The following is a 16,639-nucleotide window of genomic DNA, read 5'->3' on the forward strand; positions in this document are numbered from 1 at the left end:
CATGCGAGAGATACAATCGAGAAGCGAACCGTCTTCGTTATCGAAGACCGGCTCTCACAATGCAGCGTGGATGATGCCGGCAATGCCCGGATCACGCCTCAGATAATCGACCGCTTGCTGTTGATCGACTTTGTTTCCATTGACAGGGATCACTGTCCCGAGAGGCAGGCTTCACGGTAGGCGCCAAGGACGGTCTTCTCATACTGCGCCAATGACTGTCTGTATGCAGCCCGCGCCTGTTCCACATCGGCTTTCAGTCTGCCGCCCGTGAAGAGTATCGATGGTGTTGCTGAGAATCTGCAGCTCCTGGTCTGTCTGACGGATGTTGTAGTAGGTCACCGCAACATCGGACTCGACAGAAAGCATCACAAAGCGAGGGTCTGCCTGGGACGCTTTCTGTGTGGCCCGGGCAGATTCGATCGAGCGCGGATGCGTCCCAAGGCGTCGAATTCATAGCTGGCAGCAAGGGAGAGCTGAAGATCGTTCTGACACTTGGCCTGCGGGGGCGACAGACGAAAGCTCTCGCAGCAACCACACGCGCCATGGAATCGGAACCGGTCTCGGTCATCCACGCGAAGGCAGGCGCCGCTAACAGCGACCTCACATTGCCCGGAACCTTACAGGCCTATGAAAAACGCGCCGTTTTAGAGAACATGTTGCTGCGTCAGATGAGTTCTCTGAATCCTAGAATGTCCACGGATCGATTACTGGAATGTCTGCGGCTTTGAAAGGGGACGTGTCTCGTGTCGCCACAGTAAACCCATGTTGCATAGCGATTGCCGCGATGAGAGCGTCCGCAAGACCAATGGCTTTGCCCTCAGTCTTTGCCTTGGTCCGGAGACTGGCGTAAGCTGCGGTCGATCCCTCCTCGAAAGAAAGAATGCGGCCGAAGAAGAGAGAAAGGATACGCTCCTCGAACTCGTCTTCGAGACGCCGTCGACGGCTTCCCAGAGGAAGAACCGCGATGCCGAAGCGCAGTTCTGCGACCGTAATGGCGGTCAAATAGAGGGTCTTGATATCTTGTTGGTCTAACCAACGGAGAACAGCTGGATCGCCCTTTGGGCGGAGCGGTTCCGAGATGACATTGGTGTCGAGGATGATCACGACAAACGAACCGGTGGAGCAGGGGATTGGTCCCGGTCGGCGGAGATCTCAATGCCGCCATACTTTTTACCCAGCTCAGCCAATGCCGAGCCTAGACGGACCCGGTTGGCAGGTCGAACCGCGGTCTCAATGATGTCGCGAATCTCGGCCTCGGTACTTCGGCCATGCTTGGCTGCGCGCGCCTTTAGGGCGCGATGGGTGGCTTCCGGAAGATTTCGAATCGTCACCGCAGGCATCAGATTCTCCGTATTGATGATATCAACCTTCCGCTAATGATATCACTTCAGGAGGATTCACGATCCAGATTTAGTACAGGGAAGTCGGCCTTCGAAAGCGACTCGGCCACGAAAGGGATGTGGTTTCTAGAAGGTTGTAAGAGACAAGGGACCGATCCGCCACAATCGGTCCCGACGCCCACCTAAAAAGTTGATGCCAAATTGATGACAAATTGAGCCCTTAATACCGGTTTTTATGGTGTAAACCGGTAAATAAGTCCTTTAGAATGTGCAACCGACCGCTTCGACCCCACCTTCACACGGTGGAAGTCGTAGGTTCGAATCCTGCTGTGCCCACCAATAAATCAATAACTTACAGCCGGTAGCTTCGAAAATTTGTGGCATTTTGTGGCAAATCTGAAAACGACTGTTTTTCTTCCATCTCTCCTGGCCGCTTTTCTGCCCCCTTTCGTGAGCATCAGGTAAACCGAACCGACCCTCTGCTGAACACTTTCAGGCAGCGCCTGCATGTACTCGTTCGCGGTCGTGTCAGGCCGTGTTTGCCGCAAGTGCGCCTGAATGTCTTTGACCGATCCCATGTTTTGGGCCTGCGTTGCCTTCGTGCGGCGCAGAATCTGGAAGTTCAGCTTCTCGATCCCGAGACGTTCTGCCAACCGCTTTAGGACCCGGTGGCGGTAGTTCGTGACAAGCAGGAAAACACCTTCTGCGTCAGGGAAGATGAAATCGTCAGGGGATACGTCCCCGCATTCCGTCTTCCGGGCACGGAGCTCGGCAGCAAGGCCGTCCGGCAAAAAGACCTTCGTCAGGCCGCCAGGCGTCTTCCCGTAAGGGCGAAGCTTGCCACGGTAGACAGTCTCCGTGATGTTCAATGTGTTCTGGTCATCAAAGGAACGCCAGCGCAAAGCAGACAAATAATGAGGTGCCGAGGTAAGAGACTGGGCGCAAGGCAACGTCGGTTCCACCTACGCACGGACTTCTACATCCCGCAGTGTCAGTTGTTTGCGCAGACGCACGGCACGCAATCGATGGCCCATGGATTCATTTGACGGCGTCATCGTACTCCTCATCGCAAGAACGACGTGATCGTTTAAGGGGAGATGTGGAACAGCGTTCCGACCTACTAATTTGATCTAGAAATCTCTTGTGTGCACGATCGCGCCGCCGGCCACAAATAAGACGAGTGAGATGAAGACGCAAGCAAGCGCGCTTGGAAAAAATGCGAAATTTTGTAGGAGTTTGTTGGACGGATCGACATAGTTAGCAGCACTCATGGTGTCAAAGATATTCCACCGATGTAGGACGTGACCTTTGTACGCAAAGAAGATGGCAGTGATGCTACACAACCCGAGAACAGGGGCGGTGAACTCTCCGGAAAAGATTTCAGACAAGAGTAATCCGAAGGCGATAAATACCAGACCCGCAACGCCCATCAGGGTACCAAATGTGAGCGATTGGAATAAAGAGTATGAAGAACCAATCAGACGTGATAATAACGCGATCAGTACAGATGAAATGAGAGCGAGAAAAAGGCCCTGTACAGATGCGACGAGAGCGCGGACTCCGAACAGATGAAGACGTCGGGCCGGTAGGCCCAAACTGTAGAGAGCCGCGCCGGTGGCCTTCTCTCTGTAAAGTCCCCCGAGGCACAGCACAAAGGCTGCCAAAAGCCAGAGACCCTGAAGGGCATAGTGAAATAGACCGCTCCAGATATAGTCCGAATAACTGAGTGGGGACATAGGAAAGCGAGCGTTGTAGCGCGCGAGAAAGTCGGAACTCGTGAACACTGCGTAAACAATTAGCGTTGAGAGGAGAGCTACACCGGCGAAGAATCGCGCCTTGGATTCCTGCCAAGATTTCCAAGTAAGAGGAAGCCGCAGAGATGCTTGGGATGCGATTCTGTTAGTAGTCAATGTGATCTCCATAGACTGCTGCGGTGCGAAGCAGAATTGCGGTCATTACGGTCATTACAAGGATCGTTATCCACGGGACAGTCGACCAGGTGAGGTGCCATGGCCCTGCCATCGCATAACCGAAGTCGACGTATGACAGCCATGTCGAACGACCAATTGAGCGCATATGTTGCACATAGGTTTGGATGAGCAGATAAGGCGCGCTGATCACTGCCAAAATCAATATCAGTGAGACGTAATTGCTCGGAAAAAGTGTATAGAAAACATTTCCCAATGCCGCGGCAAAGAAACCGATTCCCACCATCAACGCCGTGTGCGCGAGTACTTGGCTGAGCGAGTAGGTCTGGTGGATTACTGCCGAGCCGATTGCAATCACGAGTACAGAAAATACCGCGAGTGCGCAGCCTTCAAGGAGCGCGACGAGCAGCCTCGTGTACAGCCAGCGTCGTCGGCTAACCGGCAATCCCAAGCTGAAAAGAGAAGTTCCATCCTGTTTCTCGCGGATAAGGCCTCCAAATGCGAACAAGGCGGCAAAGAGGCACCAAATTTGCTGTAGATAGTTGTCGTAGAGGTAGTGCCAGAGATAAAAGTTATAGTCACTGATTGCCAGGCGCATCCAACCGAAGTGTGGCCCCTTCGGATCCTGCAGCATATGGGTCCACATCGCAACGAGTGAACTGTGTGCATAGAGATAGTAGCTGCAGACGATGAGCGTAGTCGCCAGTCCTGCTAAGAATCGGATTCTGGTTTCGATCCAAGCTTTATAAAGAAGCATGTCCTGACCTCGCTGTTACCTTCTCCAGAAAAACCTCTTTGAGAGATGTCGGAAGGACATCTATGCTGCCGGCACGAAGCATGCGTACGTGTTCTACGATGCTGTCGATATTGTGACTAGCCAACAGGGAAACGGTGCGCCCATTGGTACGGACTTTTTCGATGCCAGGGACGCGGAAGTCCCGCTCCTCTACCGGCTCAGGAAAAACAGCCTGAATATGGCGATATTCCTCTTTCACCTGATCCATGGTCGAGTCGAGCACCAGCAAGCCTCGGTCAATCATGAGAACACGGTCGGCAACCTGCTCAACCTCGGCAATCTGGTGCGAGGAAAAGAAGATGGTGGTACCTTCCGAGGCGAGCGAAACTACGATCTGCAAGACTTCTTCGATCGCAACAGGATCCAAACCTTCCGTGGGCTCATCGAGGATGAGCAGTTCACATCCTCGGCAGAAGCCGAGCAGAAGGGCAAGTTTGGTTCGCATCCCCTTGGAAAGTTGACGTACTTTTCGCGCTTTCGGGAGTTCGAATCGCTGCAACAAATTCTTTTCAAGAGTTGCATTCCATCTCGGAAAGAAGGAACGAGTAAAGCGGATAATTTGCTCAACCGACATATAGTCGTAAAGCCTCTTGTCCTCAGCTACGTAGGCAACCCTTTGTCGAATGAGGAGGCTTTCGCTTTCTCGATCGATCCGATGTCCAAAGATGGTGCCGCTGCCGGAGGTGGGATGAATCATGCCCAGAAGCATCTTGATTGTCGAACTTTTGCCGGCGCCATTCTGACCTAAAAAGGCGCAAACGGACCCTTCTGGTACGGAGAGATTTAGGCCTTTGACGGCTTCATGGTTTCCGTAATTTTTCCTGAGTTGGACAGTTTCGATTACTGTAGACATCATCTACCTCTCCTGGAACATCTCATTGAGTTCGGCTTCCAGAAGCCTCCGGATCTCGCCTTCGTCGAGTCCCTGAGCCTTCAGAGTATGGACAAAATCACGCATCAGTTGCTGTGCGTCCCGCAATCCCTCCGTTTTGGAGTTTGTATTGCGTCGGGATGCGACAAACGCGCCCAATCCGTGCTTGATTTCTAGCGTCTTTTCTCCCTCGAGCTCTCGGTAGACGCGAATAACCGTGTTTGGATTGATTACCAGCGTTTCCGCTAAACTTCGGATTCCTGGTAATTGGTCGCCTGGAGCCAAGGCGCCCGTCTCAATTGCGTGTCGAATCTGTTCCTTCAGTTGGACATAGATGGGAACACCGGAGGACGGATTGGGCTTTCTGAACACTGTGCTATAGAAATAGCACAGTGGAACTGTCCGCGCAATGGAAAGTAAAAACCACTCTCCCGAATCGGTACGGTTTACCAAGGACGGAATGTAACGTTTGCTATGTTATGGTTACGTTTAGCTGCGAATTATTACCAATTGGAGGCGTCTGGATGAGCCAGAAAAACAGTGTGCGTGCCGAAGACGAATTCTCGCGATACATGCGAGTGTTTCCGCAAGCCGATGGGTGGCTTGGACGTTCCGAAGAGGAACGGGACGGACTTGCCTATCGGCACACGCTGTGTGAAATTTTGCAGCAACCGGACACATGGCTGAAGACGGCTAGCCAGGTACTGGCCTGTGCGAACAGGCTTGGAGCCCTGCTGGATGGTTGTGAGCAGGTCGTGCTCACAGGTTCGGGAAGTTCTGAGTACGCGGGTGAGTGTGTGCGCGTTCCTTTGCAGAAGGCATTGCGGATGCCCGTACAAACTATTGGATCCGGGGCGCTGCTGACCAATGGCACGGCCCTGCTGCCTGAAACGACCGCGTTGATGGTTTCGTTTGCGCGTTCCGGCGACAGCCCGGAGAGTGTAGCTGCCTTGCAGGTGGCGCAACGATTGAACGCGAACGTTCGACACCTAATCATCACCTGTAACAAGCAGGGCAGGCTATCTACCAGTTTCCGGAAGGGCGACGATCTGGAAGCTATCGTGCTGGATCCACGCACCAACGATCGCAGCTTGGTAATGACCAGCAGCTTCACGAACATGGCGCTTGCTGCGCTCGGCCTCTCCTACCTGAAGGCGCCACAGCAGTTCGTGCGGCACGCAGAGCAACTTAGCGAAACTGGCACAAACATTTTGCGAACTGCGTTCGAGCGTTTTCCGGAGTTTCTCCAGGAGCGATTTGAAAGGGCCTTCTATCTTGCCAGCCCGTCGTTGTTCGGTGCGGCCCGCGAATCCGCGCTGAAGATGACCGAGATGACCGCCGGCCGCGTCATTACTGTTTGCGAAACATACTTGGGGCTGCGACATGGTCCCATGAGTGCGGTGCATCCAGATTCGCTGGTAGCGTGCTTCCTCTCCGCAGATCCGCTGGTTCGAGCCTATGAACTGGATGTCGTTCGCGAGCTGAATCAGAAGCAGCTCGGCATGAAGAAGCTTTTCATTGGATCAGACATTCCAAGCGATATTGCACGTCCGGGTGACCTCACGATTGATGTCGCGGGGTTCGACGATGATGACTTCACCTCGATTCTGTACGTTGTTGCGGGACAGGTGTTGGCGCTGCTGCGTTGCCTGCAGGAAGGTTTGCGTCCGGATGCCCCATCAAAGGATGGCGTCATCAGCCGGGTAGTGGGAGAGTTCCGCATTTACGGGATGGAAGAAACCGCTGCGGTGTTGTGAGGCGACCGTATCGTCGTAAGTTCGTTGCAAGTGATTCATCATCGGTTTTCGGAGAGGGATGCCTAGAGTGAAAGAAGCGGCGCAGCGCGCCAGACGCAGTGTTGACGTTGTGGTCGCAGGCGAGTTGAACCTCGACCTGGTGCTCTACGGCCTGCCGCCCAAGATGGAGCTGGAGCGTGAGCTGCTCGCCAGTAATTTCAGCATGACGCTGGGCAGTTCTTCCGCAATCCTTGTACACAACATGGCGAAGCTGGGTTGTTCTGCGGCGTTCCTGGGAAAAGTGGGGGACGACGCGATGGGCGAGATCACGGTGTCCCGTCTGCGTGAAGCCGGCGTGGATACCACCAGAATCAGTGTTGCCCCAGAAGGAACATCTACTGGCGTTACCGTGTTGTTGCCGCATGGGCGCGACCGTCACATCCTGACCTACATAGGGGCTATGGCGACCCTAACCGAAGCAGACGTCGACGACGCATTCCTGTTGCAGGGACGTCATCTGCACTTGTCGTCATTGTTCCTTCAGACAGGACTCAGGCCGGGAGCCGCCGCACTACTGCGCCGCGCACGTGAAGCAGGTCTCACCACTTCTCTCGATACGAACGATGACCCCGAAGACCGCTGGGAAGGTATTGATCAACTTCTGCCGCTGGTCGATGTTCTGCTACCGAATGACGCGGAGGCATGCCGCATGACGAGTTCGGCCGATGTGGAGCAGGCCATGGAACGCCTGGCCGCTCAGGTACCTTTGGTAGCAGTGAAATGTGGCGCAAATGGAGCGCGTTTGGCATACGGAACAGTACGAGCGCACGTTGCAGGTACGCCTGTGGTTCCGGTTGATACCATTGGCGCGGGCGATAGCTTTAACGCAGGCTTCCTGACGGCGTATCTGCGAGGACACGATCCTGAGACCTGCGCCGCCGCCGGTAACCTTACTGCCGCGCTGTCCACCTTGCGCAGTGGAGGCACGGAAGCCTTCCGTGATGACGAACTACGCAATAGTTTCCTGCGAGAGCATGGATTTGGTTGGATGGAGCGTGCCGGGTGAGTGAGCATTTGCCGCAGCCAAGTACACTTCGCCGCGTGCTCTCGCGTCGCGATCTGATCCTGTATGGCCTGGTGATCCTCACGCCCACTGCGCCATACCCTGTTTTTGGTATCGTGCAGCAGACATCACATGGGCACAGCGTGTTGAGCTACCTGGTCGCCATGGTCGCCATGCTGTTCACTGCAATGAGCTACGGCCGTATGTCAGGCGCGTTCCCGTCCGCAGGCTCTACCTATACCTATGTGTCAGAGGGGCTGCATCCGATTGTCGGCTTTCTTGCAGGTTGGGGCATGATCCTGGATTACTTGCTGATCCCGCTGCTGAGCGTCGTTTACGCTGCGCTGACTGCAAGCCGTATGGTTCCGTCCGTGCCATATTCTGCGTGGGCCGTGATGTTCACGGTGGCGATTACGCTGATTAATCTTCGCGGCCTGCGCATGACCAAGTGGGTGGGGAATGTGATGATGGGGTTGATGTGTATCTGCGCGGTGCTGTTCGTGGCGCTCGCGTTGCGCTATCTGGCAGCTCATGGCATCTCTCTGGTTACGCCGCGTGCGATCTACAATCCGGCCACATTCAGCCTGCGACCGCTCATGCTGGGCGCTGCCATCGCAAGCCTTTCGTTTATCGGCTTCGACGCGATCTCTACATTAGCGGAGGACACGATCGATCCGGAGCGCGACATCTCTTTCGCAACCGTCGCGGTGTGTCTTATTGAGGCGGTCTTTTGCGTTGTGGCTGTATATGTCGCATCTCTGGTGGCACCGGATTTCGCGAACTACACGGAATCAGAGACGGAGATCCTCGACATCGGACGCGCCATCGGCGGCACAGCCATGCTGCAGTTCATGAGTGTCATCCTGCTGGTGGCGGGCCTGGCTAGCGCATTGACTGGTCAGGCGGGCGCTTCGCGACTGTTGCTGGGCATGGGACGTGACGGCGTGGTGTCGCGCCGCTTTTTCGCGCACATTAATCCAAGACATGCCACACCCACGCGAAGCATTTACCTGATGGGTGCGATTTCGTTAGCCGGATCGTTGTTGTTACGCTTCCAGCTTGTCGTGGAGTTGTTGAATTTCGGCGCTTTCTTTGGGTTCATCCTGGTGAACCTGAGTGTCATCCGGCACTTCTTCGGGCGCAAGGAGCAGCGGAGCGGCCTGGCGATCCTCACGTCACTTGTCTTTCCCGCACTCGGTGCTATCGTGTCCGCCTATGTGTGGCTCAGCCTCACTGCGAAAGCGCAGATCGCAGGTTTCGCCTGGCTCTGCACTGGCGCAGTTTATCTGGCTGTTTTGACGAAAGGCTTTCGCCGCAACGCGGGACGACTCACCAGCCTGGAGGGAACAGCCGTATGACCCCTGATGCGCAGAAGATCCGCACCCTTGTTGAAAACAATCGTGAACTCCTGCTGAAGACTTTGGAAGACCTGATCCGCATTCCATCAGAGAACCGCTCTCCTGCAGGGGATGAAGCTGCATGTCAGCAGTACCTGGCGGAGCGTCTGAAGGCGACGGGATATGAATATGATCTGTACCCGCTGAACGATGTAAGGGAATTGCGCGGCCACCCGCTGAGCACACCGGATCGAGACTACCCCGACCGGCCCAACCTCAGTACTGTACGCCGCGGATCGGGTGGTGGCCGCTCACTTATCCTCTCCGGGCACATCGACACGGTGCCGCGCGGCACCCTGCCGTGGACGCGGGACGCATTTGAAGCGGTGCGCGAGGGCGACCGCATCTATGGCCGCGGGGCGAACGATATGAAGGCGGGTGTCGCGATCAACTTATTCGTGTTGCAGATGCTGGATGCGATGAGATTGCGGTTGCGCGGGGACGTGATCTTCGAAAGCGTTGTGGATGAGGAATTCGGCGGTGTGAATGGGACGCTTGCGGCGCGGCTACGGGGCTCTATGGCGGATGCGGCCATTGTGACGGAGCCTTCCTCTTTACGCATCTGTGCGGCGCAGCGTGGCGGGCGCACCGTGCACCTGCTGTTTACCGCATCTGGCGGCGTCTTGGATGGCGGCCCTGGCGCGGGTGTCATCACGCAGTTGAAACGCTTCATGGATGAGCTGCCGAATTTCGCCAACCAGCGGAAGAGGGAGTGCAAGGGACACGCGCTTTATCAGAGCGATGATCCCGTGCCGGTCACCATCACCAAGATCACGACTGGCCCTTGGGGGACGAGTGAGCCGATCACCGTGCCGGAAGAGTGCAGGGTAGAGCTGTACTGGCAGCTGATGCCGGGCGAAGAACAAGCCGATGTCGACACCGAGTTTCAGGCGTGGCTGGATGGCCTGATCAATGCAGCGCCAGATATCTTTGCATCCGCACCGACGTTGACGAAGGCAGTGCGCTGGCTACCGGGATCAGCCATTGAAGCAGATGAGCCGCTTTGCGTGGAGCTGGCGGATGCAGCGCAAGAAGCGAACGGAACGCGTCCGTCCGTTGTGGGCATGGAAGCCCCATGCGACATGTTCATCTTCCATCGCTTTGGCATACCTGCGGTGCTTTGGGGGCCCAGCGGTGCCGGGGCACATGGTTCGGACGAGTACGTCACCATCTCCAGCATGCTGGACGCCGCCGCCGCCCTGCTGTTGTTCACATGCCGGTGGTGCGGCGTCGCCGGGGGGCCGCAGGAATGAGAGTGCTACAGAGCGTGGCGATTGGCATTGGATGCATTCTTTCGACGGCCGGCGCTGCCGCACAGACAATCGTCATCAAGCCAGTGGAATCTGACCGTGTGCTGACTAATCCTGGCATCGGCTTCACCACATTCCAGCGCTTCAATGGAGACAAGCTGAACAGCGGTACGGGGTGGACCGAAGGCTCGCCGATCGAGTCCCAGCCATTGCCCGGAGCGACGGTTGCGCCCGGATACCCGAAGTCCACCGTTGCATATCTGCGGCTGTATTGGAAGTTCCTCGAACCAGAAAAAGGTCGCTTCGATTGGAGCCTGCTGGACCGAGCTTTGGAGACTGCTCAGCAGCGCAGACAGACGCTGATGTTGCGAATTGCGCCCCATGGTTCGCAAGCTACCGAGGATGTTCCGGGCTGGTATCGCAAGGAGACAGGAGAACACATCGACGCGGGCCACAGGCAAACCGACTGGCAATCCAAGAAGGCCAAGTGGCTCATCGATCCCGAGCAGCCAGCGTACGCGCGAGAATACGGAGCTATGATCCGTGCCCTCGGGAAACGATATGATGGCGATCCAAGGCTGGAGTCGGTCGACATTTCACTGCTCGCAGCATGGGGCGAGGGAGCAGGGAGCGATTTGCTGAGCGGCGCCACACGCACGGCGTTGATCAGGAGCTACACCGAGAGCTTTCACCGCACACCGCTCCTCACACAGCTCGCCGATGCAGGTACCGTAGCGGAGACCCTTGCCGCAGCGCATAACGGAGGCGCTGCAGGCAGTCCAGATGCTCCGGTCGTAGGTTGGCGCGCAGATTGTCTCGGCGACATGGGCGGATTCGATCCAAAACGAAACCTGATGACGGATAGCTACCCGGAGGCCATTGTCGGACTGCATCTGGATCAGCTATGGAAAACCGCACCGGTGGCGATGGAGTCCTGCTGGGTTATGCAGCATTGGAAGGACCAGGGCTGGGACCTGAAGTACATTGCGGCTCAAGCGGAGAAATGGCACGTATCCACGTTCAACAACAAGTCGTCCGCCGTGCCGGAAGAGTGGTGGCCTCAGGTGAATGAGTGGCTGCGCCACATGGGATATCGGTTCGCGCTGCGACGGTTTGCCTATCCGTCGCGCATAGGCTCCGACCGCACGCTGAAGTACGAATCATGGTGGGAGAACAAAGGGAACGCCCCTGTGTACCGGCCGTACCGTGCTGCGCTGCAGCTCACCGACGGCCGGGGCACGTGGGTTATTCCACTTCCGGCAGATGTACGCAGTTGGTTACCGGGAGATATCGTGCAGAATGGCACCGTGACGCTGCCGCAGGGCATACCCTCGGGTGAGTATCGCCTCGCCATCGCGCTGATAGATCCCATCGAGCCGCAGCCCCGCATCCACCTCGCCGTGGAAGGCGAGAACAGCAATGGATGGTTTCCACTGGGAAGCCTTTTCCTTGAAGGCACGCCGTCCACCAACCGTTAGCAACGACCCTCCGCTCAACGAAAAAAAACGGCATATATTACGTATTGTTATCTTTTGTTGACTTTGTGTTTCCTTTCCTGTACTAAGTACGCACTGCCTTTTCTCTAGATCCGGCCGGTCTGCGGGCCGGGCATAGTGCTGGTGCTTGTTTCTCCAAGGAGCTTGTATGGGCGTTTTCCTGCGTACTTTCGGTTGTAGTCTGCTTCTGTCCACCGCGGCAGTAGCCCAGTTGTCCAACTCGGGTGTGAAGGGCACGGTGCACGACAGCACGAACGGTATCGTGCCCGATGCTGCCGTCACCCTGACGAACCTCGGAACCCAGGAACACCGCCAGGACCGGACGAACCGCGAAGGCTACTTTGATTTCACCGCGTTGGCGCCTGGCGAGTATGAGGTGCAGGTACAGCGCGAGGGCTTCGCGGACTTTGTGGCCAAGCTGACGCTGCGAGTGGCCCAGAACGCTACGGTAGATGCGGTATTGAAAGTGGCTACTACCTATGCTTCCGTCGATGTCGTGGATGCAACACCGATCATTGAACGTTCCGAAGCGACGATTGCCGATGTGAAAGAAGACGTCCGCATTCAGACGCTGCCGTTGGCGAATAGAAACTTTCTCAACGTGCTGAACTTCACGCCAGGCGTGGTGGCGAACGGGTTTGGCGGCCAGGGAAATGGCTATACGCGCGTCAACGGAATCCCAGGCGGATCGATGGACTACCTGGTGGATGGACAGACCGCATCCGAGCGCGTCACCAATGAGCTTCAGCGTACGCCGCAGCCTCTGCCAACCATCCAGGAACTCAAGGTCACAACGTCGAACGGCAGCGCGGAGTACAGCCGTCCGGGCATGGTGGAGGTTGCAACCAAAAGCGGTACGAATCAGCTTCATGGCCAGCTATTCGAACTGAATCGCATCAGTGCGCTGCAGGCGAAGACCATGGGCCAAACCTCTGTGAAGTCGCTTGTGCATAACGAGTTTGGCGGCAATCTTGGCGGTCCGGTCATCATTCCCAAGCTGTACGACGGACGCAATAAGACGTTCTTTTTTGTGGACGTGGAAGCGATTCGTGAACGCTCCGCTGCAAACGCGCGGTACACGGTTCCGCAGAAAAACTGGAAGACCGGTGATTTCTCGAACTTTGTAGATTCGCAGGGTGCCCCGGTAATCATCTATGATCCGCTGACGACGCATTACGATCCCGCACTTCAGTCCTATGTGCGTTCGCCCTTCCCCGGTAATCGCATTCCTGTGGAACGTATCAATCCCATCGCAGCAAAGATCATGACCTACATTCCCGATCCGACCAGCTCGGCCCCGTATTACCTGGGACCGAACTATCAGGTACCCAACCTGCGAGCAAAGTCTGATCAGACCTTGATCACGGCGAAGGTGGATCAACTCTTTGGGCAGCAGCGTCTCTCGGTTCGCTATACACACACCGATACGGCCTCGGGAGGCGCCGGATATTTTCTGAATCCGCGTCAGGGTGCTCAAGGTGGCCACAATGCTGCCATCTCATACACGCACATCTTCACACCGAACATTGTGAATGAAGCGCGCGGCGGCGTGCAGGTGTTCCATGCATACAGCGGTCCGCAGATCATTTCGCCGCCCATTACGCAGACACTTGGTCTACCCACATACCCGGGTACGATCGCGTGGCCCAGCTTTTACTTCGATGATGCCTATAGCTACAACTTCGATGGTATCGATCGTGATAACCCCAAGGATTCACCGAACATCACGGTGAATGTGGCGGACAACGTGAGCCTCACAAAGGGACGTCACGAAATGAAGACGGGTTTCGCGTTTCAGCACGTGATGGTAGAGACTTATGAGACCGGGCAGCCAGGCGGAGATTACAACTTCTCCGGTCTTTTCACGGCGCAGATGGATCCCAAACAGGCAGCCAAAGGTATCTACAACCAGCAGATGGCAGACACCGGTGCCGGTCTTGCTGATCTATTGCTGGGCCACACAGATTACGCCGGCCTGAATCAATATCCCGTCTTCGATACACGTCAGAGCTACTTTGCCGGATTTTTCCAGGACAACTGGAAGGTAACACCCAAGCTGGTTCTGAACCTGGGCCTTCGCTATGACTATTGGACGCCCTTCAAAGATGCGAATGGCAAAGCCTCCACGCTCAAGTTCACGGCGGGCAGCAACAAGCCTGTGGTTGTATATCCCGGATCAGGCACGCCAAACGTTGATCCTGCTGTCCTGAGCGCCTACCAATCTGCCGGCCTTCAGTTCCAATCGGCACAGGCAGCCGGTTTCAACTCGGATTTGTGGAACATGGAAAAGAACAACTGGGCGCCTCGTTTCGGTATTGCCTATACGCTGAACGAGAAGACGGTGCTTCGCGGTGGTTACGGCATCTATTACTGGGCCATGCCACTCATCCAGTACCACCAGAACACGCGTAAGAACGCTCCGTTCAGCTATATCTATCAGAGCACGGTTGATAACACTGACAACAACGCAGCAGAACTTGCGTTTCCTGCGGCTCCCAGTCGCTACAGCAACCAGTCTCCAAATGCGCGTACGCTCGGCAACCAGTTCATCAATCCTACTTCGCTTGCGATTGCGGAGAACAGCGGCTGGAACATCCTGCCGTTCGATCCAAACTACAAGCCACAACGTGTGGCTCAGTACAACGTGACCTTGGAGCGTGATCTGGGCAAGAAGACCGGAGTTCGTCTGTCCTACGTCGGAAACAACAGCAGCAACCTTGTGATGTATGACCCCATCAACGCTCTGGTTCCCCGTGCCCAGGCTCCGGCCGGCGCCAAAATTCAGCAGCGGCGCGCCTATCCGAACTTCGCCACATCATCCACGAACGCAATGGACCTCATGCGCTACAACGGCTTCGCCAATTCAAACTCGGCGCAGGCGGAAGTAAAGCAGCAGGTGAATGCAGACATGATCCTCCAGGGATCGTTCGTGTATCAGCGAGTGCTGACGACGTCGGAGGGCAGTAATAACACATTCGCGGGATTGGAGATGTTGCCCTCTGCTCTGACCAACAATGCTTCGGATGCGCAGCGCTTGTCCTCTGTGTACGCGAACGACTCCTCTCTTCCGCGCTATGCAATCAGTATCAACACGCATTACGTGTTGCCATTCGGCAAAGGCAAGATGTTCCTGAACAACACGAACGGTTTTGTGGATCGTCTTGTGAGCGGATGGAACTTTACCGCCTTCTTCTACTGGCGTAGTGGTCTGTACTTCTCGCCGTACTATAGTGCGCGCGGTTCGGCAACGATCCTCGCACAGGGCAAGAATGGCGCGTTGCCCAAGGATCAGCGCACGCGTAAGCAGTGGTTTGATGCTCGTGTATGCCGCCTGGACCTGGGACAGACCTGCACCACTCAGTCATACCTCCAGCGGGCCAATACACTCGATAACGATCTGCTAAACAACATTCCGCGTAGCACCCTCACCGGTCCGGGATTCAACAACATGGACGCCACATTCTCCAAGATCACGCCGATCAAGGAGCGCTTGAACCTCCAGCTGGAGGCGCAGGTCTTCAACATCTACAACCACATCAACATGAGCATTCCCAACAATCAGGGAGTAATTACTTCACAGGTTGGCGGGAGCCGTCTGATCCAGTTGCAGGGCAAGATCGTCTTCTAAAAGCGCGAAGGTCACTCCTGAAGGATCCCGTAAGGGATCCTTCCTTTTTTGTATTGGAGCTGGAGGTGTGCGCTGGAGCATTTTCCTTGTTGCTGGGTAGACCGACAGAGGAGTGCAGCGGCGTTTTTATTGCGGAAAAGGCTAATCGCGAAGAAGGTGCAGGTAGCCGAACCGCGACGGCACATGGAAGCTGACATCATGTGTGGGTTGCCACGCAAGTTCTACGGGAGCGGGTCCTTGGCTACGGAAGAGATTCAAGCGCAGATCGCGGGTCCCGCGTTCGGCGAGTAGCGGGACCGGAACGCGCAGGAAGGCCAGCCAGCGACTCTGGCTTTCACGCAGCTCAGCGGCCGCAAGAAATCCGGAATTGAGTGCGACAGAGCTATGGATGGCGCCATCGTCCGCCGTGATGTCCAGATCGAGCCATTCACCACGCGGTGATACTTCATACTCGCCATAGCCTTGCGACGCTTTCGGGTCGCGTCCAAGGAAGAGTTCGGCAACGTCGTGTTCCCAAAGGTTGGGGGTCGGTTGTGTAAGCACCGCATCGTCTGTGCGTAGGTTTAGGTGCTCGTAGCCAGAATTGAAGAGCAAGTAAAGATTATTGTCTGTCCAGCGCATGCGAACTTCCGTATCGTGCCCTTCCACGCGCAGACCTGAATTGTCTGTCAGAAGGAGGGCAGACGGAGCAGACTGCCACCATCCAGAACATGGATCAAGATCAACGTCTATCTCCTCCCCCGACCACGCAGCCAACGCCGTGCGGTGCCAGAGACGGCGCTCGTGTTCCGCATCGCTGATTGCCATCCAATGGACAGCCTCAACGGCGTGCGTGCGCCGTACTAACCAGCCGATACGGCCAGCCTGCTTCTCATCCGCTTCTACCGTGAATTGGATGTGCATGGCGCTGTGGCATTGGCGGGCCTGCAAATGTTGGGGAGGGATTCGCTGGGTCTCAAGCACCTGAAGGATGCGCGACACAGATCGCTCCACGGCAGAAACACGTACCTGGAAGTACCAATGCAATGCGGCTCCTTGGGTGGCTGGTGGGAAGATCCTTAGCAACTCGTATAGAAAATGCTAACAAAACGAAACTAAACGATAGTAAAGAGTCGCGCAATCAGGTACAGTAGC

14 protein-coding genes and 1 pseudogene are annotated in these 16,639 nt (G+C 55.9%); 6 read left to right on the forward strand and 9 right to left on the reverse strand.

The features are described 5' to 3' along the window. Positions 1-198 precede the first annotated feature (198 nt). From OHL21_RS15030 to OHL21_RS24520, 8 genes and pseudogenes are all read right to left on the reverse strand, one after another. Complete coding sequence (locus OHL21_RS15030; protein WP_263418097.1) at positions 199-369, reverse strand: hypothetical protein; 171 nt, start codon at positions 367-369, stop codon at positions 199-201. 315 nt (positions 370-684) lie between these two features. Next, positions 685-1,104 carry a type II toxin-antitoxin system VapC family toxin gene (locus OHL21_RS15035; RefSeq protein ID WP_263418098.1) on the reverse strand — a complete coding sequence of 140 codons (420 nt, stop codon included), beginning with the start codon at positions 1,102-1,104 and terminating at the stop codon, positions 685-687. After that, entirely contained in the window at positions 1,101-1,340 is a 240-nt protein-coding gene (locus OHL21_RS15040; protein ID WP_263418099.1) for a FitA-like ribbon-helix-helix domain-containing protein, read from the reverse strand. The genes OHL21_RS15035 and OHL21_RS15040 overlap by 4 nt, the downstream gene beginning before the upstream one ends. Before the next feature lie 344 nt (positions 1,341-1,684). Next, on the reverse strand, positions 1,685-2,209 hold the full coding sequence (locus OHL21_RS15045) for a site-specific integrase (protein WP_263418100.1): 525 nt from the start codon (positions 2,207-2,209) through the stop codon (positions 1,685-1,687). A gap of 261 nt (positions 2,210-2,470) precedes the next feature. Beyond that, a complete protein-coding gene (locus OHL21_RS15050; RefSeq protein WP_263418101.1) occupies positions 2,471-3,262 on the reverse strand; it encodes a hypothetical protein in 792 nt (263 codons plus the stop codon). After that, positions 3,240-4,025: an ABC transporter permease gene (locus tag OHL21_RS15055; protein WP_263418102.1), complete on the reverse strand. Its 786-nt coding sequence runs from the start codon at positions 4,023-4,025 to the stop codon at positions 3,240-3,242. Before OHL21_RS15055 ends, OHL21_RS15050 begins: the two co-directional genes overlap by 23 nt. Continuing rightward, positions 4,012-4,920: an ABC transporter ATP-binding protein gene (locus OHL21_RS15060; RefSeq protein ID WP_263418103.1), complete on the reverse strand. Its 909-nt coding sequence runs from the start codon at positions 4,918-4,920 to the stop codon at positions 4,012-4,014. The genes OHL21_RS15055 and OHL21_RS15060 overlap by 14 nt, the downstream gene beginning before the upstream one ends. Positions 4,921-5,091: 171 nt before the next feature. After that, positions 5,092-5,307, reverse strand: a pseudogene (locus tag OHL21_RS24520) (GntR family transcriptional regulator); the annotation flags it as partial. A gap of 20 nt (positions 5,308-5,327) precedes the next feature. Here OHL21_RS24520 and OHL21_RS15065 point away from each other — a divergent pair. The 6 genes from OHL21_RS15065 to OHL21_RS15090 all read left to right on the forward strand — a co-directional run bounded on the left by OHL21_RS15065 (position 5,328) and on the right by OHL21_RS15090 (position 15,505). Beyond that, positions 5,328-6,692, forward strand: a complete 1,365-nt coding sequence (locus OHL21_RS15065; RefSeq protein ID WP_263418104.1) for an SIS domain-containing protein — start codon at positions 5,328-5,330, stop codon at positions 6,690-6,692. A 58-nt stretch (positions 6,693-6,750) separates the two neighbouring features. Continuing rightward, entirely contained in the window at positions 6,751-7,737 is a 987-nt protein-coding gene (locus OHL21_RS15070) for a carbohydrate kinase family protein (protein WP_263418105.1), read from the forward strand. Continuing rightward, the gene (locus OHL21_RS15075; protein WP_263418106.1) at positions 7,734-9,092 is read left to right on the forward strand and encodes an APC family permease; all 1,359 of its coding nucleotides are present in this window, start codon (positions 7,734-7,736) and stop codon (positions 9,090-9,092) included. Before OHL21_RS15070 ends, OHL21_RS15075 begins: the two co-directional genes overlap by 4 nt. Further along, entirely contained in the window at positions 9,089-10,384 is a 1,296-nt protein-coding gene (locus OHL21_RS15080; protein WP_263418107.1) for a M20/M25/M40 family metallo-hydrolase, read from the forward strand. Before OHL21_RS15075 ends, OHL21_RS15080 begins: the two co-directional genes overlap by 4 nt. After that, the gene (locus tag OHL21_RS15085; protein WP_263418108.1) at positions 10,381-11,859 is read left to right on the forward strand and encodes a DUF4832 domain-containing protein; all 1,479 of its coding nucleotides are present in this window, start codon (positions 10,381-10,383) and stop codon (positions 11,857-11,859) included. The genes OHL21_RS15080 and OHL21_RS15085 overlap by 4 nt, the downstream gene beginning before the upstream one ends. Before the next feature lie 166 nt (positions 11,860-12,025). Next, the gene (locus OHL21_RS15090) at positions 12,026-15,505 is read left to right on the forward strand and encodes a TonB-dependent receptor (protein WP_263418109.1); all 3,480 of its coding nucleotides are present in this window, start codon (positions 12,026-12,028) and stop codon (positions 15,503-15,505) included. Positions 15,506-15,646: 141 nt separating this feature from the next. Here OHL21_RS15090 and OHL21_RS15095 read toward each other — a convergent pair whose 3' ends face one another. Then, entirely contained in the window at positions 15,647-16,486 is an 840-nt protein-coding gene (locus OHL21_RS15095; RefSeq protein ID WP_263418110.1) for a carbohydrate-binding family 9-like protein, read from the reverse strand. Positions 16,487-16,639 lie beyond the last annotated feature (153 nt).

The sequence above is a fragment of the Terriglobus albidus genome, from assembly GCF_025685425.1.
GTDB lineage: Bacteria > Acidobacteriota > Terriglobia > Terriglobales > Acidobacteriaceae > Terriglobus > Terriglobus albidus.

What these genes read in the sequence shown, in the direction of transcription:
- OHL21_RS15040 (WP_263418099.1), bottom strand. Translation starts at nt 1,340, where the DNA reads ATGCCTGCGGTGACGATTCGAAATCTTCCGGAAGCCACCCATCGCGCC.
- OHL21_RS15050 (WP_263418101.1), bottom strand. Translation starts at nt 3,262, where the DNA reads ATGGAGATCACATTGACTACTAACAGAATCGCATCCCAAGCATCTCTG.
- OHL21_RS15055 (WP_263418102.1), bottom strand. Translation starts at nt 4,025, where the DNA reads ATGCTTCTTTATAAAGCTTGGATCGAAACCAGAATCCGATTCTTAGCA.
- OHL21_RS15060 (WP_263418103.1), bottom strand. Translation starts at nt 4,920, where the DNA reads ATGATGTCTACAGTAATCGAAACTGTCCAACTCAGGAAAAATTACGGA.
- OHL21_RS15070 (WP_263418105.1), top strand. Translation starts at nt 6,751, where the DNA reads ATGCCTAGAGTGAAAGAAGCGGCGCAGCGCGCCAGACGCAGTGTTGAC.
- OHL21_RS15080 (WP_263418107.1), top strand. Translation starts at nt 9,089, where the DNA reads ATGACCCCTGATGCGCAGAAGATCCGCACCCTTGTTGAAAACAATCGT.
- OHL21_RS15085 (WP_263418108.1), top strand. Translation starts at nt 10,381, where the DNA reads ATGAGAGTGCTACAGAGCGTGGCGATTGGCATTGGATGCATTCTTTCG.
- OHL21_RS15090 (WP_263418109.1), top strand. Translation starts at nt 12,026, where the DNA reads ATGGGCGTTTTCCTGCGTACTTTCGGTTGTAGTCTGCTTCTGTCCACC.